This is a genomic window from Belnapia sp. (assembly GCF_059504005.1).
Window position 1 is genome coordinate 36,917 of the sequence record NZ_JCACHU010000139.1, and the last position, 19,847, is coordinate 56,763.

13 protein-coding genes are annotated in these 19,847 nt (G+C 73.7%); 6 read left to right on the top strand and 7 right to left on the bottom strand.

Translation table 11 applies throughout. The annotated features are described in order from the left end of the window. The first annotated feature begins 27 nt into the window (after positions 1–27). The gene (locus tag AC5JJ1_RS19265) at positions 28–669 is read left to right on the top strand and encodes a hypothetical protein (protein ID WP_495786728.1); all 642 of its coding nucleotides are present in this window, start codon (positions 28–30) and stop codon (positions 667–669) included. A gap of 3 nt (positions 670–672) precedes the next feature. Here AC5JJ1_RS19265 and AC5JJ1_RS19270 read toward each other — a convergent pair whose 3' ends face one another. Genes AC5JJ1_RS19270 through AC5JJ1_RS19280 form a run of 3 tightly spaced genes read right to left on the bottom strand, consistent with a single transcriptional unit; the run spans position 673 to position 8,215 of the window. Continuing rightward, a complete protein-coding gene (locus AC5JJ1_RS19270) occupies positions 673–1,167 on the bottom strand; it encodes a YaiI/YqxD family protein (protein WP_495786729.1) in 495 nt (164 codons plus the stop codon). Further along, on the bottom strand, positions 1,164–3,113 hold the full coding sequence (gene pbpC / locus AC5JJ1_RS19275) for a penicillin-binding protein 1C (RefSeq protein WP_495786730.1): 1,950 nt from the start codon (positions 3,111–3,113) through the stop codon (positions 1,164–1,166). Before pbpC ends, AC5JJ1_RS19270 begins: the two co-directional genes overlap by 4 nt. Beyond that, entirely contained in the window at positions 3,113–8,215 is a 5,103-nt protein-coding gene (locus tag AC5JJ1_RS19280; protein WP_495786731.1) for an alpha-2-macroglobulin, read from the bottom strand. Before AC5JJ1_RS19280 ends, pbpC begins: the two co-directional genes overlap by 1 nt. Positions 8,216–8,506: 291 nt before the next feature. On the opposite strand from AC5JJ1_RS19280, the gene AC5JJ1_RS19285 reads away from it, so the two are divergent. Genes AC5JJ1_RS19285 through AC5JJ1_RS19295 form a run of 3 tightly spaced genes read left to right on the top strand, consistent with a single transcriptional unit; the run spans position 8,507 to position 13,077 of the window. Then, positions 8,507–9,634: an efflux RND transporter periplasmic adaptor subunit gene (locus AC5JJ1_RS19285; RefSeq protein ID WP_495786732.1), complete on the top strand. Its 1,128-nt coding sequence runs from the start codon at positions 8,507–8,509 to the stop codon at positions 9,632–9,634. Positions 9,635–9,655: 21 nt separating this feature from the next. After that, complete coding sequence (locus AC5JJ1_RS19290) at positions 9,656–12,748, top strand: efflux RND transporter permease subunit (protein ID WP_495786733.1); 3,093 nt, start codon at positions 9,656–9,658, stop codon at positions 12,746–12,748. Beyond that, complete coding sequence (locus tag AC5JJ1_RS19295) at positions 12,745–13,077, top strand: DHCW motif cupin fold protein (protein ID WP_495786734.1); 333 nt, start codon at positions 12,745–12,747, stop codon at positions 13,075–13,077. The genes AC5JJ1_RS19290 and AC5JJ1_RS19295 overlap by 4 nt, the downstream gene beginning before the upstream one ends. On the opposite strand, the gene AC5JJ1_RS19300 is transcribed toward AC5JJ1_RS19295, so the two are convergent. The 3 genes from AC5JJ1_RS19300 to AC5JJ1_RS19310 are packed head-to-tail and all read right to left on the bottom strand — an operon-like array spanning position 13,078 to position 16,491. After that, positions 13,078–14,517, bottom strand: coding sequence for an MDR family MFS transporter (locus AC5JJ1_RS19300; RefSeq protein ID WP_495786735.1), 1,440 nt, complete (start codon positions 14,515–14,517; stop codon positions 13,078–13,080). A 10-nt stretch (positions 14,518–14,527) separates the two neighbouring features. Next, the gene (locus AC5JJ1_RS19305) at positions 14,528–15,532 is read right to left on the bottom strand and encodes an NADPH:quinone oxidoreductase family protein (RefSeq protein ID WP_495786736.1); all 1,005 of its coding nucleotides are present in this window, start codon (positions 15,530–15,532) and stop codon (positions 14,528–14,530) included. Then, positions 15,532–16,491 carry a Bug family tripartite tricarboxylate transporter substrate binding protein gene (locus tag AC5JJ1_RS19310; RefSeq protein WP_495786737.1) on the bottom strand — a complete coding sequence of 320 codons (960 nt, stop codon included), beginning with the start codon at positions 16,489–16,491 and terminating at the stop codon, positions 15,532–15,534. Before AC5JJ1_RS19310 ends, AC5JJ1_RS19305 begins: the two co-directional genes overlap by 1 nt. A 65-nt stretch (positions 16,492–16,556) precedes the next feature. Between AC5JJ1_RS19310 and AC5JJ1_RS19315 the strand changes: the two genes are divergently transcribed. Together AC5JJ1_RS19315 and AC5JJ1_RS19320 are read left to right on the top strand one after the other, a co-directional pair. Then, a complete protein-coding gene (locus AC5JJ1_RS19315) occupies positions 16,557–17,693 on the top strand; it encodes a CaiB/BaiF CoA transferase family protein (RefSeq protein WP_495786738.1) in 1,137 nt (378 codons plus the stop codon). 27 nt (positions 17,694–17,720) lie between these two features. Beyond that, positions 17,721–19,073, top strand: a complete 1,353-nt coding sequence (locus tag AC5JJ1_RS19320) for a tetratricopeptide repeat protein (RefSeq protein ID WP_495786739.1) — start codon at positions 17,721–17,723, stop codon at positions 19,071–19,073. Here AC5JJ1_RS19320 and AC5JJ1_RS19325 read toward each other — a convergent pair. After that, on the bottom strand, positions 19,065–19,841 hold the full coding sequence (locus AC5JJ1_RS19325) for a fumarylacetoacetate hydrolase family protein (RefSeq protein WP_495786740.1): 777 nt from the start codon (positions 19,839–19,841) through the stop codon (positions 19,065–19,067). The genes AC5JJ1_RS19320 and AC5JJ1_RS19325 overlap by 9 nt on opposite strands. Positions 19,842–19,847 lie beyond the last annotated feature (6 nt).

The window sequence follows — 19,847 nt, forward strand, 5'->3', positions numbered from 1 at the left end:
GCGGAGATGCGGTCAAGGATCGAGCCTATGCCAGTGACCTCTCCCCGGAACCGATGGATCGCCATCGGCGCTTGCCTGGCCCTGCTGGGTGGCCCAGCGGCCTTCGCCCAGGGCGGCGGCGGCGGTGGCGGAGGCGGGAGCGGCGGCGGGGCTGCGGGCGGTGCCGGCGGGGCGGCCGGTGCCGGCATGAGCGGTGGCATGGGCGGCGGGACGACCGGGGCGCCGGGCCAGAGCATGGGGCAGCGCGGCAACAACCAGCAGGGCAATGCCAATCTCGGCAGCGGAGGGACCGGCGGAAGTGCCGGCGGCAGCGCGGGCCAGGGCAGTGCCGGCCAGGGCCGGGGCAACGGGAGCTTCGGCAACGCGCAGGGGCAGCAGGGCCAGAACCAGGGCTTCGGCAATGGGCAGGGTCAGGGCCAGTCGAACCAGAGCCAATCGAATCAGGGGCAGCAGAGTCAGGGCCAGCAGAGCCAGGGCCAGCAGAGCCAGAACCCGACGGCCGGCCTTCGCGGCCGGGTCGAGCAGCAGCAGCGGGCTGCGGGCGTCAGCGGGCCGCCGGAGCATGAGCGGCGGCAGCTGGAGGACCTGAACGCGCTCTCCCGCCAACTCACCCCGCCGGGCACGCCCGTGCCGGCGCCGCATGTCGAGGGCACGCCGCGGGGGCGGTAAGCCTTATTCGAAGGAGACCCAAGGGCGTGAGGCCGGGGCGGCGGCGTCGCGCCGGGCCGCGGCGATCTCGGCATCGAGCGCGGCGAGGAAGCGGGAGCGGTCGGCCTTGGTGAGCGGCGCCGGGCCGCCCGTCACCTGGCCCATGTCGCGCAGGCCCTGCGAGATGGCCCGGCCCGCCAGCGCGCCGCCGATATTGTCCGTCGTCCAGGGGCGGCCCTTGAAGGACAGGGCGCGGGCACCCTTCGCCAGGCAGCGGCCGGCGAGCGGGATGTCGGCGGTGATGCAGACATCGCCGCGGGTGGCGCGCTCGGCGATCCAATCGTCGGCGGCGTCGGCGCCCTCGGGGACGAGCACCATCTCCACATTCGGCAGGCCGGGCGGGCGGACGGGGCGGCTGCCGTTGGAGACGACCTTCACCAGCAGGTTCAGGCGCGCCGCGACGCGGAAGGCCTCCTCCCGCACCGGGCAGGCATCGCCGTCGATATAGAGCACCGTCACCGCACCCGCACCTCCGCCCGCGCCGCGCTGCCGGCGGCATCCAGCACCGTCACGCGGTAGAAGCCGGGGCCTTCGGGCACCCAGGCGGCCTCCCGCTTGGCCGGCTCGGCCGGCAGGGGGCGACCATCGACGAGGAAGGTCAAGGGGCGGCGGCCACCCGTGGCGCGGAGGGTGACATGCCCCTCCCCCTCCTCCAGCACGGCGCCGGGCGGGGGGAAGGTGAGGCGGAGGCGGTCCAGCATCTCCGCCATGGGGGGCGCGGCGGCGCGGACAGGGAGGCCCCCGCGCGGCGCGGGCGGCAGGCGCTCGAAGATGCGGGCGAGCAGGGGAAGCGCGGTGCGAGCGCCCGTCGCGCCGGGCAGCGGCGTGCCATCGGGCCGCCCGACCCAGATGCCGGCGACGTGCCGGGCATCGAAGCCCATCGCCCAGGCATCGCGGCCGCCCCAGCTCGTCCCCGTCTTCCAGGCGATGCCCTGGGGGCCGCCGCCGGGGAAGGGATTGACCAGGATGGCGGCGGCGAGGCCGGCGGCGCGCGGGTCGAGGACGCGGCGCGGGATGGGGTCGGGCCCCGGCTGCGGTCGAAGGGGCGCCGCCTCGCCGCCGCTGCCGAGCGTGGCGTAGAGCCCGGCCATCTCCCGCAGCGTCACGCCGAGGCCGCCGAGGGCGAGCGGCAGGGAGGGGTCGGCCCCCGGCGGCAGGCGCGGCGTGGCGCCGGCTGCCTTCAGGGCGGTTGCGAAGCGGAGCGGGCCGAGCTCGCTGAGCAGCGCGACGGCAGGGAGGTTCAGCGAATGCCGGAGCGCATCAGCGACGGTGATGCGGCCGGCGAAGCCGCCGTCGAAATTCTCCGGCGCATAGCTGCCGAAGCGGCGCGGCAGGTCGGCGAGCAGCGTGTCGGGCGCGGCGATGCCGGCCTCGAAGGTCAGCGCATAGAGCACCGGCTTCAGCGCCGAGCCCGGCGAGCGCACGGCGCGGGTGAGGTCGAGCGCGCCCGCCCGCCTCTCCGCCCCGAAGGCGCCGCCATGGAGGGCACGGATCTCATGCGTGCCGATCTCGGCGACCAGGATGGCGAGGGAGGCGCGCTCCGGCAGGCCGGCGAGGGCCGTCGCCGCCACCTCCTCCACCGCGCGCTGGAGGGGGAGGTCGATGGTGCTCGGGATGCGGTGGGCCGGGTCGCCGCGGGCCAGCTCGCGCACCAGGTGCGGGGCGAGGCGCGGCATGGGCTGGCGGGCGACGGGGACCGGCGTGGCGAGGGCGTAGTCGGTATCGGCCGGGGTGATGCCGGGGGCGCCGGCGGCGCGCGCCGTCAGCAGGGCATTGCGGGCGAGGCGGGCGCGCTCCGGATGGCGATCGGGGCGCGTTGCCTCCGGCCGGCGGGGGATGGCGACGAGAAGGGCGGCCTCGGCCGGGTCGAGGCGGCGGGAGGGGCGGCCGAACCAGGCGAGCGAGCCAGCGCGGACGCCCTCGATATTGCCGCCCATCGGCGCCAGGGTTAGCCAGATGCCGAGGATCTCGTTCTTCGAGAAGCGGGCCTCGAGCTGGAGGGCGCGAAGGACCTCGATCGCCTTGCTGCGGAGCGTCCGCGGGCGCGGCTCCAGCAGGCGGGCGGCCTGCATGGTGAGTGTCGAGCTGCCGGAGAGGATGCGGCCGGCGCGCGCCCATTGCAGGCCGGCGCGGGCCAGGGCCAGGGGATCGACGCCGGGATGCCAGCGGAAGCGGCGGTCCTCCGCGGTAACCAGCAGGTCGATCAGGTGGGGCGGGACATCGGCGGTGGAGGTCGCTAGGCGCCAGGTGCCGCCCGGGGCCGGAAGGGTCGAGAGGGTGCGGCCGTCGCGGGCCAGCACCTCCTGCCCGACCGCCTCGAGGCGGGACAGGTCGGGCGGGAAGGCGCGGTCGAGCGCCCAGGCCCCGCCCGCCAGCAGCGCCAGCGCGGCGAGCCAGCGCCGCATCACTCGGCCGGTAGCACCGCGATCCGCCCGGTATTCTGCCGGGCGAAGACCTGCGGCCGGTACATGTCCTCGACCTGGGCGCCGGGCAGCTCGAACCGCCCGGCGGTGACCGCGCGGAGGCGGACGGCGATGCGGAAGTCGGGCGCCTCCGGCGTCAGGTCGAGGGCGGCGGCCAGGCGGTCATCGAGGGCGGGGGTCGCCGCCGTCTCGGTGAGGGTGCCAAGCCAGGGCATGCCCGCGACCTCGCCGGCCGAGAGGCGGCCGACGATCTCCCAGCCCGCCGGCAGGCCTTGCTGGAGGATGGCGCGATGCGCCTCCCTCGTCTCGGCCCGGCCTTCCAGCAGCAGGACGAAGACGGTGTTCTGCTTCAGCGTGTCGAGGTTCAGCGGCTGGCCGGCGAGGTCGAAGAAGCGGCGGGCGATGCGCATGCCCGCCCGCCCGGCCGGCGCCGGCTGGGCCGGGATGCCGGTGACGGAGAGGCTGGCCCAGACCGGCGCGTCGGAGAGGTTGCGCGCCACGCCCGGCGCCTGGAGCGCGACGGCGAGGATCGGCGCCGGGGCCTGCGGCGTGCCGTTGACGGCGACGCGCACCGGGCGGCCGTCACGGCCGAGGGCGGCGGCGGCGGTGACGCCCCAGGCCTGTTCCTGGGTATTGGCGGATTGCGGCGTGAGCTCCGGCCCGGGCAGCGTGCCCTGCAGGGCCGAGAGGCGCTCGGGCAGCAAGCCGCTTTCCTTCAGCAGGGCAGCCAGCGCCAGGGCATCACGGGCTGCGCTGCCGTAGTCATAGGCCCAGGCGCGGCGGGCCGGCGTCGCCAGCGCGGCAGCGAAGGCGGCCTCGGCGCGCGGGCGGTCGCCGGCCCGGGCGAAGGCGGCGCCGAGCTGGGCCTTGGCGAGCGGCGTCGGCAGCTGGTCGAGATCCTCCAGCAGGCGGCGGGCGGCGCCGAGCCGGGGGCGGCTGGCGAGCGACAGCACGTAGAGGCGGTAGGCCTGGGCGGCGCGCTCCTCCGGGTTGTCGGCCGAGACGTCCTCGGCCTGCTCGGCAATGGCCTTCAGCGCATCCTCGAGCGCGGCCTCGGGCACCGCGGCGCCGGCGGCGCGGGCGCGCAGCAGGGCCTCGGTCGCGTAGGCGCCGGTCCAGTACTGGATCTCGCCCTGGGCGGACCAGAGGCCGAAGCCGCCATCGAAGCGCTGCTTGTTCAGCACCCATTCGACGGCGCGCTGCAGGCGGGCGGCGCGCTCCTCGCCCGCCAGCCCGTCCACTTGGCCGGCGGCGAAGGCGAGGAGCTGGGAGGAGGATTGCTCAAGGCAGGCGAAGGGGTAGCTCTCCAGCAGCTTCAGCATGCCGCCGGCGTCGTAGCGCGTCGGGCCGCCGAAGCTCGCCGCCGCGCGCCAGGTGCCGGGGAGCCAGCGCTCGGCGGCCAGCGCCAGCGGGCGCTCCTGGTTGGCGGGGATCTCCTGCGCCTGGACCTCGGTGGTGACGGGGCGGGAGGAGCGGATGGTCATGCGGGATTCGCGGCTGGCGGTGAAGCCGCCGGGGCCGGCGACGGTGAGGCGCAGCACGCCCTGGCCGGCGCCGGTGGCGCGGAGCGTGCTCGTCGGCAGCGCGCGGGCGCCGGCGGCGAGGCGGGCCGTCAGGCGCTCCGGCCCGGCGAGGGCGATGGCGCCCTCGGCGGAGAGGGTTGCCGTCACCTCGCCCTCCGGCAGGTCGAGATTGCTGAGGAGGACGGGCAGCCGCGCCTCGTCGCCGGGGGCGAGGAAGCGGGGCAGCAGCGCCTCGGCGATCACCGGGTCGCGCACGGTCAGCGGCTTGCTCGCGGCGCCGATGCGGTTGCCGGCCCAGGCGACGGCCATCAGCCGCAGCTCCCCGGCGAAGTCGGGGATGTCGAGCGTGACCGTCGCGCTGCCGTCGGGGGCCACGGCGACGGGGCCGGAGAAGAGGGCGACGGTGCGCTGCGGGATGTCGATGGCGCCGACCGAGAATTCGTCGCCGCCCTGACGGAGGACGGCGAGCTCGCCCTCGGCGGGCGGGATGAGGCGGCCGTAGTCGTCGCGGATGTCGACGGCGAGGCGGCGGCGGCCCATGAAGTGCGGGACCGGGTCCGGGCTCTCGAAGCGGGTCAGGCGGAGGATGCCCTCGTCCACGGCGGCGAGGGTGAGGGTGGCCCCCTCCCCCGCATTGGCGAGCTTGATGGGGATGGCGAGGCTCTGGCGGGGGGTGATGCGCTCGGGCGTGTCGATCGAGACCTCGATGCGGCGCGAGCCGGGATCGACCTGCACCCAGGCGAGGCCGAGGGCACGGCCGGGCTGCCCTTGGCGGGTCTCGCCGGGGCGGAAGGCTGTCACCGTGACATAGGCGCCGGCGCCCCAGGCGGCATCGACCGGCACCTCCACCTCCGTCCCGCCCTCGGCGAGCTGGATCTCGCGGATCGAGACCAGGCGGCCGGTCAGCACCGCGAGGCTGGCCGGGCCGGAGAAGGGCGGGGTGATGCGGATGCGCGCCGTCTCGCCGGGCGCATAGGCGCGGCGGTCGGCGGCGACGTCGACCTTGTCGGGCACCTCCGGCGTCTCGCCACCGGCCCAGCCGGAGCGGAAGCGGATGGAGGTGATGGCCATGCCGCCCGGCTCCGCCACTTCCAGCCGGTAGCGGCCGAAGGGCAGGCGGCGGGCGAAGCGGGCGGGGGCGGAGGCCGGCACGGCAAGGTCGGCGCTGTCCACAGGCTCGTCGCGCCAGACCGTCTCGTAGCGGGGAGTACCGCCGCGGGTGACGATGCGCCAGTCCGGGCGCTCGCGCACCAGCCGGGCGCGGAGGCGAGCGGCGACGGGCCGCGCCTCCGGGTCGAGGGCGACTACCTCGAAAGCTGCCTCGGCGCCGGCATCGATGGCGAGGTCGGCGAAGAGCGGCTTGACGCCGATCATCCGCCCTGGGCCGCGCACCGCCAGGGTCAGCGAGGTGCGGGAGGCGCGGCCGCCCGGCTCGTCGATGGAGACCGAGAGCTCGGCCTGCAGCGGGCGCGTGGTGTCCGGCGCGCGCGGCAGGGAGAGGGCGAGGCTGCCGCGGCCCTGGTCGTCCAGCGCCTCGATGTCGAAGGGGATGAGGTCGGGGGCGAATTGCTCGTCGACCAGGCCGAAGAGGTAGTCCTTGTGCTGCGGGAAGGGCGAGCGGAGGGCCTGGAGGCGAAGCTCCGCGCTGCCCGTCAGGCCAGCGGCGGGCGCGCCGTAGAGAAAGCGGGCGTTGATGGGGAGGTTCAGCACCTGGCCGGGGATGAGGGGGCCGGCTGCGGGGCCGGCCTTCACCTCCAGCCGCTCGGGGACGAAGGCATCGACGCGGAACTCGGCGCGGCCGATGGGTGGGTCGTTGGGGTCGGCGAGGACTTCCAGCGTCCACACGCCGGCCGGGGCGCTGCTGCCGATCGGGATGGGCCAGAGGATGGCCGCACCCGGCGTGCGGTTGGGAACCGCCTCGGCATAGACGCTGCCGTTCGGGCGGCGGAGGCGGAAGCGGGCGGGCAGGTCGAGCGGGGCGCCGCCCCCGTCGCGGATGAGGGCCGCGGCCTGCACCGTCTCGCCCGGGCGGTAGATGCCGCGGTCGAGCCAGGCGAAGGCGTCGATGGCGCCGGGATGCTCGGCCCCCGTCGCGCCGCGGTCGGAAAGGTCGAAGGCGGCGCTGTCGAGGTCGAGCTGGACCAGGTCGTCGCCGCGCACGGCCTGCAGCGCCTTGGGCGCCATCGGGCCGGTGCCGCGCAGCAAGGGGGCGGCGAAGCGGACGAGGCCGTCCGGCCCGGTCTCGGCCTCGCCCAGGATGTCGTTGTTGCCGGCGAGCAGGCGGACCTGGGTGCCGGGCCGCGGCTGGCCGGCGCCGAGGCCCCTCACCTGCGCCGCGAGCCCCTGCGGGCTGCGCCAGGCGGTGATGCCGAGATCCGTCACCATGATGGGCAGGCCGGCGGCGCGGGCGCGGCTGCCGTCGGCGGGCTTGACCACCAGCGTGTAGAGGCCGGGGCCGGCGGCGCGGAGGGCCTCCGGCAGGGGGATGATCTGGCGCTGGAGGCGGTTGGCCTCGAAGCGGGGCAGCTCGACCCGGCCTTCCCAGACGGTGCGGCCCCAGGTGTCGGGGATTTCCTCCGCCGTCCAGCTGTCGAGGGCACTCCCCGGGCTCCAGCTGCGGCCGAAGGGGACGAGGTTGCGCTCCGTCACCCGCACCACCCGGAGGCTGAGCGCCGAGAGGTTCATGGTGCTGAAGCCGATGCGCGGCGCCTGGCCGCGCGGCAGCAGGAATCCGCTGGAATCGAAGATGATGCTGGCCGCCCGGTTGGGCATGGCGATGCGCAGCTCCGCATCGCGGGCGAGGCGCTGGCCCTCCTCGCCGGGCAGGCCGGCGCGGAGCAGCACCCGCGTGGTGGCGCCGTTCGGCAGGCCGAGGATGCAGAGCCGGTCTCCCTCCCGCGTCACGGCGAGGCCGGGGATGGCGGGCTCGGTCCGCACCCAGTCCCCCGGCTGCCAGTCGGTGCGGCGCGCGGGCGGGACGGTGAAGGCGAGGCAGGCGCGGGCGGGCTCCGCCTCGGGCTCGGTGTTGACGCGGGCGACGAGGAGGCCGGCGGCGCGGCGGGCATCGGCCAGCATCTGGCGGTAGCGGGGGTCGTTTGGAGCGCGCTCAAGGACGGCGTTCAGCGCCTGGAGCTGCTGCGCCGGGCGATCCAGCCGCTGCAGGGCCTCGGCCATGAGCAGCAGCGACGGGATCTCGGGCTCGCCGGCGGCGACGCTCTGGAAATTCATCCAGGCGGCTTGGAGCGCGCGGGCCGAGTCGGGCGGCGCCTTCTGGAGATGGGCGCGGGCGAGGGCGAGCCAATGCTCCGGCCTCGGGTCGCCGCCGGCGATGCGCTCTTCCCAGGCCTGGGCGGCGGCGGGCCAGTTGCCGCTGCGCTCGGCCTGGGCGGCGCGCTGCTCCGCCGCGCCGCGCTGCTGCGGCGTGGCGCCGGCCGGGAAGCGGCGGGTGAGGTCGCGCTGCCACGCCTCGGCATCGGCGGAGACGCCGGGCAGGTCGAAGCCCTGGGCGCGGAGGCCGGGCGGGAGGCAGAGCAGCCCGAGGAGCAGCAGAAGCAGGCGCATGCGGAAGGCATCCCAAAAGCCGGAGCAGCCTCGACCATGGCATGCCCCAGCCGTCATCGGGATGAAACTGTTGATGAATGCCGGAACCGTTGCGAGTCGCAGCCGTTCCGCCTCCGTGGCATGATGGTTGCTTGGATTCAGGTCGCTTCGGGTGCCTTGCCTGTAACGCCTCGGCATCCATTTCCTGTCAGGACTTCGTGGGGGCGGAGGCAATCCGGCGTATATGAGACGCCGCACTGCCCTGCCGGATGGCTGCCGGCCGTGCTTGCGGCCCTGGGAGAAACGAGACGGATGACGCGACGCCACCTGCCGCGCCTGCGGCGCCTCGCCTTCGTGACCCTGCTGGCCCTCCTGCCAGCGGGGGCGGCGCTGGCCCAGCAGGGCGGCGCCGTGCCCGTCACCACCGACCCGGTGCAAGTGGGGCCGGTGCCGGTCGAGATCCTGGCGAATGGCATCGTCGCCTCGGAATCGGTCATCACCATCCGCACCCGGGTGGATGGGCAGATCGAGCGGGTGCATGTGACCGAAGGGCAGATGGTGCGGCGGGGGCAGCCGCTCTTCACCCTCGACTCGCGGCAGGCCCAGGCGCTGCTGGCGCAGCAGGAGGCGCAGCTGGCCAGCAACCGGGCGCAGCAATCCCGCGCCCAGGCAGATGCGGTGCGCTACCAGTCGCTGCGCGGCGAGAGCTTCGCCTCGCAGCAGCGCTTCGAGCAGGCGCAGGCGGACGCGCTGGCCGCGGCGGCCAATGCCCGCGCGACCGAGGCGCTGATGCAGCAGACCCGCCTCGGCATCGAGTATGCGACCATCGTCGCCGAGATCGACGGCCGGCTCGGCGCCATCCCGCTGCGCGCCGGCAATTTCGTCCGCCAGGCGGAGAACACCGCCATCACGACGCTGACCCAGATGGATCCGATCCTGGTGCAGTTCGCCATCCCCGAGCGCTGGCTGCCGGAGGTGCAGGCGGCGATGCTGCGGGACCCGCCGCGGGTCGCGGTGCGGCCGGAGGGCGACACCGCGCCCCCGGCGGAGGGCAGGCTCGTCTTCGTCGACAGCGCGGTCGATACGACGACGGGGACGATCCTGCTCAAGGCCCGCTTCGACAATGCCGAGCTCCGGCTCTGGCCGGGGCAGTACGTCCAGGTCAGGATCTCGCCGCGCGTCGAGCCGGATGCGATCACGGTCGCCGGGCCTGCGGTGCAGACCGGGCAGACCGGCCGCTTCGTCTTCGTGCTCGCGCCCGACAACACGGCGAGGCGGCGCGACGTGACGCTGGTGCGGGTGGCGGGCGACCGCGCCGTCGTCACCGGCCAGCTGCAGCCGGGCGAGAAGGTGATCGTCGACGGGGCGCAGCGCGTCACCGAGGGCACGCGGGCAGTGGAGCGCAATGCCGCGCCGCAGCGCGTCTCCAGCGTCCAGTAGGCGGCAGGGGCACCGGGCAGGATGAACATCTCAGAACTCTGCATCCGCCGCCCGGTGATGACCGGGCTGCTGTCGATCGCCGCGATCATTGCCGGCATCATCGCCTATACGCGGCTGCCGGTGGCGGCCGTGCCGCGGGTCGACTTCCCCGTCATCACCATCTTCGCCAACTTCCCGGGCGCCAGCCCCGAGACCATGGCGACCAGCGTCGCCCTGCCGATCGAGCGTGAGCTGTCGACCATCGCGGGCGTCGATACCATGAGCTCGATCAACGGGCAGGACACGACGCAGATCACCGTGCAGTTCGTGCTGACGAAGGACATCGACGCGGCGGCGCAGGATGTGCAGGCAGCGCTGACCCGGGCCCAGCGGCGGCTGCCGGTCGACATGCTGGTGCCGCCCAACTACCGCAAGGTGAACCCGGCGGACGCGCCGGTGGTGCTGCTGACCGTCTCCGGCGGCGACAAGCCGCTCTACTACCTCAACGACCTGGTCAGCACGATCATCAGCCCCGCGCTCTCCCGCGTGCCGGGCGTGGCGCAGGTGCAGACCTATGGCGAGCAGCTCTATGCCGTGCGCATCCGGCTCGACCCGGACCGGATCGCGGCCATGGGGCTCGCCTTCGACACGATGCAGCAGGCCATCGCCCAGGCCAATTCGGCGACGCCCGTCGGGCTGATGAACGGGCAGCGCCAGCAGCTGACGCTCCGCGCCAACGACCAGCCGCAGGATGCGGCGGCCTTCGGCAACCTCGTCGTCGCCGGCAAGCCGAACTCGCCGGTGCGGCTCAACGAGATCGCCCAGGTCGCCGACGGGGTGGCGAATGAGCGCATCGCGGCCTGGCGGAACGACGACCGGGCGCTGGTGCTCGCGGTGCTGCGGCAGCCGGATGCGAATACCGTCGACGTGGTCGACGGGGTGAAGGCCAGCCTCCCGGCGCTGGAGGCGGCGCTGCCGCCGGGCGCGAAGATCAACATCATGCTGGACCGCTCGCTCTCGATCCGGGCCGCGGTGCATGACGTGCAGGAGAGCCTCGCCATCGCCATCGGGCTGGTGGTGCTGGTCTGCTTCATCTTCCTCCGCAAGCTGAGCGCGACCCTGATCCCGACCATCGCCGTGCCGATCAGCCTCTGCGTCGCCTTCGGGCTGATGTATCTGATGGGCTACGGCATCGACAACGTGACGCTGCTCGGGCTGACCATCGCCGTCGGCCTCGTCGTCGATGACGCGATCGTCGTGCTCGAGGCGATCATGCGCCATATCGAGGAGGGGATGGCGCCCATCCCGGCTGCCATCAAGGGCTCGCGGGAGATCGGCTTCACCGTGCTGTCGATCACCCTTTCCCTGGTCGCGGTCTTCCTGCCGATCCTGCTGATGGGGGGCGTGGTGGGCCGGGTGTTCAACGCCTTCGCGGCCACCGTCTCGCTCTCGGTCATCGCCTCCTGCATCGTCTCGCTGACGCTGACGCCGCTGATGGCCTCCCGGCTGCCGGCGCATTCGCATCCCGGCCTCGTGGAGCGGGCGCTGGAGCAGATGCTGAGCCTCATCGAGCGGTGCTACGGCGCGATGCTCGACTTCGCGCTGCGCTTCCGCTTCCTCGTCTGGATCGCCTTCTTCGCCTCGCTCGGGGCGGCGGGCTACATGGCGGTCGTCATCCCGAAGGGCTTCTTCCCGATCGAGGATACCGGGCTGCTCAGCATCAACACCGAGGGGCCGCGCGGGGCCTCCTACGCGGCCATGGTGGAGATGCAGAACCAGCTCTCGCAGAAGCTCCGGCAGAATCCGGCGGTGGCCAATGTCGTCTCCAATATCGGCGCGGCGGGCGGCTCCATCTCGATCAACCAGGGCCGGCTCTTCGTCGAGCTGAAGCCGGCGGACCAGCGGCCGGGCATCGTCCAGGTCATTCAGCAGCTCCGGCGGGAGACGAGCCAGATCCCGGGGCTCAGGGTCTTCGTGCAGCCGATCCAGAACCTCAATTTCGGCTCCCGCCAGACGCGCACGCTCTATCTCTACTCGCTCCAGGGGCTCAGGCTCGACGAGCTCTATGACTGGGCGCAGCGGATGGAGCAGCAGCTGCTCAAGATTCCGCTGCTGCAGGACGTGAACACCGATCTGCAGATCGACAGCCCCGTCGTGCAGGTGAACGTCAACCGGGACCGGGCGACCTCGCTCGGCGTCTCGGTGGATGCGGTGCGGCAGGCGCTGTTCTCGGCCTTCGGGGCGCGGCAGATCTCGACGCTCTACGGGCAGGCGAATGCCTATCAGGTGATCCTCGAGGCGCTGCCGGAGGACCAGCGGGACGAGACGGGGCTGGCCAAGCTCTATATCCGCTCCAATACCGGGCGGCTGGTGCCGCTCTCGGCGGTCGCCAGCATCGAGCGGAAGTCGGGGCCGCTCAACGTCTCGCACCAGGGGCAGCTGCCGGCGGTGGTCATCGGCTTCAACACGCCGCCGGGCGTGGCGCTCGGCGAGGCGGTGAACGCCATCCGCGCGGCGGAGCGGGAGGTGGGGATGCCGCCCACCATCGTCACCGGCTTCAGCGGCGCGGCGCAGGTCTTCCAGGAGGCGCTGGCCGGCCAGGGCGCGCTGGTGCTGGCGGCGATCGCCATCGTCTACCTGGTGCTCGGCGTGCTGTATGAGAGCCTGATCCATCCGCTCACCATCCTCTCCGGCCTGCCGGCGGCGGCGCTCGGGGCGTTCCTCACGCTCTACGCCTTCGGGCTCGACCTGTCGGTGATCGCGGTGATCGGCGTGCTGCTGCTGATTGGCTTGGTCAAGAAGAACGCCATCATGATCGTCGACGTCGCCCTGCAGCGGCAGCGGGCGGGGGCGACGGCCTTCGCCTCCGTCAGGGAGGCCTGCCTCGTGCGGTTCCGGCCGATCCTGATGACGACGCTGGCGGCCGGCGCCGGCGCGGTGCCGATCGCGGCCGGATGGGGCGCGGCGGCGGAGCTGCGGCAGCCGCTCGGCCTCGCGGTGGTCGGCGGGCTTGCCGTGTCGCAGGTGCTGACGCTCTTCGTCACGCCGGTGCTCTATCTCGGCTTCGACGGGCTGGCGCGGCGGCTGACGCTGAAGCGGCGGCAGGCGCCGATCGCGGCGGCGCCGGCGGAATGAGGATCCCTGCCCTCCCCTTCACCGTGACCGACTGGGCGGGCGTGGCCGAGACGCGCCATCCCGGCGAGACGGGCGAGGCGACCTGGCGCACGATCGAGATCGGCGACCTCCGGGTGCGGCAGGTGGACTATTCGCCGGGCTACCTGGCCGATCACTGGTGCGACCGGGGGCATGTGCTCTACGTGCTCGAGGGCGAGCTGGAGACGGAGCTCAGGGACGGGCGGCGCTTCGTGCTGCGGCCGGGGATGAGCTACCAGGTCTCCGATTTCGGCGATGCGGCGCATCGCTCCTCGACCCGCACAGGGGCGAAGCTCTTCATCGTCGACTGACTATTCGGCCGGGGCGCGCTTGGCGGTGACCAAGTGGTGGCCGCTGACCTCCTCTCCTGCATCCGGCGCCAGGCGCAGGAAGAAGGGGCAGGCGGCGAGCACCACCAGCGCGGAGATGACGAAGGCGACCGCGAAGTCCGGGACCGTCGCCAGGTGGCGGCCGGCCAGGGACTTGCTGACCTCGAGGCTCGTCGTCGCCAGGACCACGCCGAGGGCGGGGGCCAGCTGCTGCGCCGTGCCCGAGAAGCTGGTGGCGGCCGAGAGGCGGGGGCCGGGGATGTCGGCGAAGGAGAGGGTGTTCAGCGCGGTGAACTGAAGGCTGCGGAACAGCCCGCCGAGCGCCAGCAGGACGAAGATCGCCGAGAGCGGCCAGGCGGGGGTGAAGAGCGCGGCGACGGCGATGCCGGCGGCGGCCAGCACCGAGGTCGCGATCAGCACGGTGCGGAAGCCGAAGCGGCGGAGGATCGGCCGGGCGAGCGGCTTCATCGCAAGCGCCCCGAGGGCCGTTGCGAAGGAAACGAGGCCGGCCGCCGAGGCGGTCTTGCCGAAGCCGACCTGGAGCAGCATCGGCACGAGGAAGGGCGTCGCCCCGGCACCGATGCGGAACAGGCTGCCGACCATCACCCCCTGGCTGAAGGTGCGGATGCGCAGCAGGGAGAGGTCGATGGCCGGGCGCTTCGCCTGGCGGCAATGGCGGATGGCGGCCCAGCCGAACATCAGGCCGAGCACGAGCGAGGCCTCGGGTACGCCGTCGGTGACGACCCCGCGGCCGACGGTCTCGAGGCCGAACATGAAGAGGGCGAGGGCGAGGCCGATCAGCACCAGGCCGACGACGTCGGGCGGGCCGGGGTCGCCGGGCGGGACGTCCTCGATCTTCCAGGCGACGAGGGCGAGGCCGAGCACCCCGATCGGGACATTGATCAGGAAGACGGATTGCCAGCCGAAGGCGTCGGTCAGGAAGCCGCCCAGGGGCGGACCGCTGATCGGGCCGATCATGGCCGGCATGGTCAGCCAGGCCATGGCGCTCAGCATCTCCTCCTTCCGCACCTGGCGGAGCAGGAGGAGGCGGGCGACGGGGACCATCATCGCGCCGCCGAAGCCCTGGAAGACGCGAGCGGCGATCATCTCCGGCACGCCGGCAGCGCGGCTGCACAGGACCGAGGCAAGGGTGAAGATGACGATCGCCGCCATGAAGACGCGCTTGGCGCCGAACCGGTCGGCGACCCAGCCGGAGACGGGGATGAAGACGGTGAGCGCCACGAGGTAGGAGGTGATGGCGACGCCGAGCCGGGCGGGCTCCACCCCCAGATCGGCGGCCATGGCGGGCAGCGCCGTCGTCACCGCCGCACTGTCGAGATTCTGCATGAAGAGCGCGCTGGCGACGATGGCGGCGGTGAGGCGCGGGTCGGGCTTCGGCTTCGGCGCGCTGGTCTCGCTCATGCAGGTGGTTCTACGCCGCGTGCGGGCGCAGTACCACCCGGCCGCTGGCGCGGCGGCCCCGCACCTCCTCCATGGCCTCGCGGAACTGGGCCAGGGGGAAGGCGGCATGCACCTCCGGGCGCAGCTTGCCCTCGCCCCACCATCGGACGAGCTGGCCCCAGAGGGCGCGGGCGCGGGGGGCGTGGAGCTGGCGGTTGTCGCCGGGGGACCAGCCGACATAGGTGCCCCAGTTGAGCCCGGCGACGGCGATGTTCTTCAGCAGCAGCAGGTTCACCGGCAGCTGCGGGATGCCGCCGGCGGCGAAGCCGATGGTGACCAACGTGCCGCCATCGCCGAGGCAGCGGAGCCCCTCGTCGAAGACCGGGCCGCCGAGCGTGTCGAGCACGGCAGCGACGCCGGTGCCGCCGGTCGCCGCGAGGACGGCGTCGCGGAAGGGCTCGGCGCTGTCGAGGACGAGGTCGGCGCCGCGGCCGAGCGGCACGCCGCGCTTCGCCGCCCCGCAGCGGGCGATGACGCGGGCGCCGAGGGCGCGGGCCACCTCGACGCCTGCGAGGCCGACGCCGGCCGCGGCGCCATGGACCAGCACCCATTGGCCGGGGGCGAGCCTCGCCCGCCACATCAGGGCACCGGCGGCGGTCGGGTAGCTGATGGGCATGGCGACCGCCGGCTCGAGCGGCAGGCCATCGGGGATGGCGGTGACGTGGATGGCATCCGCCACCGCCTCCTCCGCCATGCCGCCCCAGTCGAGCACGGCGAAGACGCGGGTGCCGGGGCGCAGCGGCTCCGCCACGTCCGGCGCGCTCTCGGTCACCGTCCCCGCGATCTCCGTCCCCGGGGTGAAGGGCAAAGGGGGCTTCCGCTGGTACCTGCCGGCGACGACGAGCTGCGTCGCGAAGGAGACGCCGGCGGCCTCGACGCGGATGCGGACGCCGCCGGGGCGCATCGGCGGCGGGGGGATTTCCCTCAGCTCCAGCGCGTCGAATTCGCGCCAGGATTCGCAGACGACGGCGCGCATCAGTCGATCCTCACATTGGCATCGCGGACCAGGCGGCCCCAGCGGTCGTACTCGCGCCGGCAGAAGGCGGCGAAGGCGTCCGGGCTGTCGGCCACCGGGTCGGCGCCGAGGGCCGCCAGCCGCTCCCGCACCTCCGGCGCCTGGAGGGCGGCGGCGACGGCCCCCTGCAGGCGGAGGGCGATGGCGGGCGGCAGGCGGGGCGGGCCCCAGATGGCGTACCAGGTGGCGATCTCGAAGCCGGGGAGGCCGGCCTCGGCGACGGTCGGCAGCTCCGGATAGGCGGCGATGCGGCTCGCCGTGGTCACCGCCAGCGGGCGCAGCAGGCCGGCGCGGACGGCGGCGGCGCTGCTCGGGATGCTGTCGAACATCAGCTGGATGGTGCCGGCGATCAGGTCCTGCACCGCGGGGCCGGCGCCGCGATAGGGGACATGGACCATCTCCGTCCCGGTCATCAGCTTGAACATCTCGCCGGCGAGATGCAGCGCGGAGCCGTTGCCGGAGGAGGCGTAGGAGACGCGGCCGGGGTTCGCCTTGAGGTAGGCGATCAGCTCCGGGATGGTCCTGACCGGCAGGCCCGGGTTCACCACCGCGACGAGCGGCACCATGGCGATGTTGGTCACCGGGGTGAAGTCGGCCAACGCGTCGAAGGGCATCGAGGGGTTCAGGTGCGGGATGATGAGGTGGATGGAGGCGTTGACCAGGAAGGTCGCGCCATCCGGCGCGGCGCGGGCCACCGCCTCGGAGCCGATGACGCCGGAGGCGCCGGCGCGGTTCTCGACCACCATCGGCTGGCGGAGCTCCCCTGCCAGGCGGGTGGTGACGACGCGGCCGAGGATGTCGGTCGGCCCGCCCGGCGGATAGGGGATGACGAAGCGGACCGGACGGGCGGGCCAGTCCTCGGCCCGCGCCAGCCCGGGCGTGGCCAGCAGGCCGAGCGCCGCCCTCCGCGTGATCCGCATGCGCGCCCCTTCCCTCATCCGTGGTTCCGGGCAGGATAGGGCGCAGCGACGCGGGAGGAAACGCCATGCAGCCTTACCAGGGGCTCTTCGTGCTGGATGCCAGCCAGGGGATCGCCGGGCCCTATTGCGCGACGCTGCTCGCCGCCTGCGGGGCGGAGGTGGTGAAGGTGGAGCCGCCGGCTGGCGACTGGTCCCGCGGCCTCTCGACCCGGGAGGGCACGCAGAGCGCCATGCATGTCGCCTTCAACCGCGGCAAGCGGAGCGTGGTGCTCGACCTGCAGGAGGAGCGGGCCCGCGCGGCCTTCAAGGCCCTGGCGGCCAGGGCCGATGTGATGCTGGAGGCCTTCCGCCCCGGCGTCGCGCGGCGGATCGGCGTGGTGCCGGAGGCGGGCAAGGCCGATGTCGTCTTCCTCTCCATCTCCGGCTTCGGGCAGCAGGGGCCGCATTCCGAGCGGCCCTGCACGGACAGCGTGGCGCAGGCCTATTCCGGGATGGTCTCGCTCAATATCGGCATGGATGGCGTGCCGCACCGCACCGGCAACCTGATGACGGTCGACATGGTCACCGGCATCTCCGCCTTCGCCGCGGTGCAGGCGGCGCTGGCCGAGCAGGCGCGGGACCGGGTGGCGGCGGCGGCGCCGCGGCGGCGGGTTCTCGACGTCTCGCTGATGCAGGCGGCGGCGGCGCTGATGGCCTTCAACGTCGCCGAGCAGGGGCTGCTCGGGCGGGTGCCGCCGCTCGCCAATGTCCCCTCGGGGACCTATCAGGGCAGCGACGGGCGCTGGTTCATGGTGGCGATGCTGCGGGAGCCGGAATTCGCCACGCTCTGCGAGATCGCCGGGTTGCCGGAGGCGGCGGCGGACCCGCGCTTCGCCAGCTTCGCCGCCCGGGCGGAGCACCGGGAGGCGCTGCTGCCGCTGCTGCGCGGGGCCTTCACCCGCCGGCCCGCCGCCGAGTGGGTGGCGCGCTACCAAGGGGCGCGGATGCTCTGCGACCTCGTCAACACGCCGCTCGACTGGCTGGCGGACCCGCATGTGCAGGCGGTCGGCGCCGCGGTGCCGCTGGACCAGCCGGGGCTCGGCACCCTGCCCTTCCCCAGGCTGCCGGGGCTCGGGCCCTGGAGCGTGCCGGCGCCGGCGCTCGGCGAGCATACCGAGGCCGTGCTGGCGGAGCTTGGTCTCGCGGCCGGCGGGACCAGATAGGAACGGACGGCAGAGGATACTCACACGATGGAGAAAGACGTCCAGGGCCTGCCGATGACCGCCGCCTCGGCCGAGGCGGCCGCAGGCTACGGCCATGCGCTCGACGGTTTCCTGCTCTACCGGGCGGATACTTCCCAGCGGCTGAAGGCGGCGCTCAAGCTCGATCCCGAGAGCCCGATGCTGGTGCTGCTGAAGGGCACCTTCGCCATGCTGGCCGCCAACTCCGCCTTCGCCCCGGCGGCGGTGGAGGCGGCGGCGAAGGCGGGGGAGCTGGCCGCACGCGGCACGGCCCGCGAGCGGGCGCATGTGGCGGCGCTCGCGGCCTGGGCGGAGGGCGATATGGCGCGCGCGCTGGCCGCCTGGACGGGGATCATGGCGGAGCATCCGCATGACCTGCTGGCGCTGCGCCTCCACCACTACAACGCCTTCTGGCGTGGGCGGGCGGACATGATGCTGGCGGCCGTCAACGGCGTGCTGCCGCATTGGGGGCCAGACGAGCCGGGCTACCACAACGTCCTCGCCTGCCAGGCCTTCGCCAACGAGGAATGCGGCAACTACCTGGTCGGCGAATCCGCGGGCCGGGCGGCGGTCGGCATCAACCCGGCCGATCTCTGGGCGACGCATGCCGTCGCCCATGTGATGGAGATGCAGGGGCGGCGGGGCGAGGGCATCGCCTGGACCTCGGGGCTCGAGCAGCATTGGGACGGGGGCAACAACCTCACCCATCACCTCTGGTGGCACCGGGCGCTGTTCCACTACGAGCGGGGCGAGCACGACCAGGTGCTGGCGCTCTACGACCGCAATTTCCGCAATCTGGACAGCCCGGTGACGCTGGCGATGCCGGACCTCGCCATCGACATGCAGAACGCCATCTCCATGCTCTACCGCCTGCGGCTGCAGGGGGTGGATGGCGGGTGGCGCTGGGCGGAGCTGGCCGACAAGGCGGAGGCGCGGATCGGCGACTGCCAGCAGGGCTTCAACCTGCCGCATTTCATGATGGCGCTGGTGGTGACGGGGCGCTTCGAGGCGGCGGAGCGGATGCTGGCGGCGGTGCGCGACTATGCGCGCAGCCACAATGGCGGCAATGCCGCGATCATCGGCCAGTATGCCCTGCCGATCTGCGAGGCGGTGCTGCGGCATGGGCGCGGCGACTATGCCGGCGCGGTCGCGGCGATGCGGCCGGCGCTCGGCGGGATGCATGCGCTCGGCGGTAGCCATGCGCAGCAGGACGTGCTGGAGCAGTTCTTCCTCGATGCCGCCATGCGGGGGGGGCTCGAGGAGGATGCGCGGCTGCTGCTGGAGCGGGTCGCGGGCCGGCACCCGGTGCCGCCGGAGCGGCGGGCGGGCTACCGGAAGGCGGCGCGCGCCATCCTACATTGATGGGGCGTAGGCGTTCTCGAGGGCGCCGATGCCCTCGATCGTCACCGTGACCTGCATCCCCGGCCGCATCGGCAGGGCGCCGAGCGAGGTGCCGCAGGCGATGACGTCGCCGGGGTGCAGCGTCATCTCGCGCGAGATCAGCGAGACGATGCGCGCCGGCGGCAGGATCATGTCCTCCAGCGGGTAGTCCTGCCGCACCCGCCCGTTCAGCGCGACGGTGACGCGGGCGGCGTGCCAGTCGAAGCCGGTGGCGATGGCCGGGCCGATGGGGCCGAAGGTGTCGCAGCCCTTGGCGCGGGCCCATTGCGGGAAGGAGGCATCGGCGGTCAGCAGGTCGAGCGCGGTGACGTCGTTGACGGCGGTGTAGCCGAAGATGGCGGCCTCGGCCTCCGCTTCGTCGACGGCCGTGACGCTGCGGCCGATGACGATGCCGAGCTCGCCCTCGTAGAGCACCTTGCCCTCGTAGCCGGCGGGCGGGCGGATGGCGGCGCCGGGGCCGATGACGCAGCGCGGGTTCTTCAGGAAGTAGAGCGGGAATTCGGGGATGGCATGGCCCCCCTTCGCCGCGGCGGCGTGGAAATTGTTCCAGAGGCCGATGAAGGCGCCGGGCCGCACCGGCGGCAGCAGGCGGAGCGCCGCGAGCGGCAGGCGCTCGCCCGTCGGCTGCGGCGTGGTGAAGAGGTCCCCGGCTTGGACGGCGACCTCCTCGCCCTCGAGCATGCCGAAGCCTTCGCCGCCGTCATGGGCGTAGCGAACCCAGAGCGTCATCCGAGC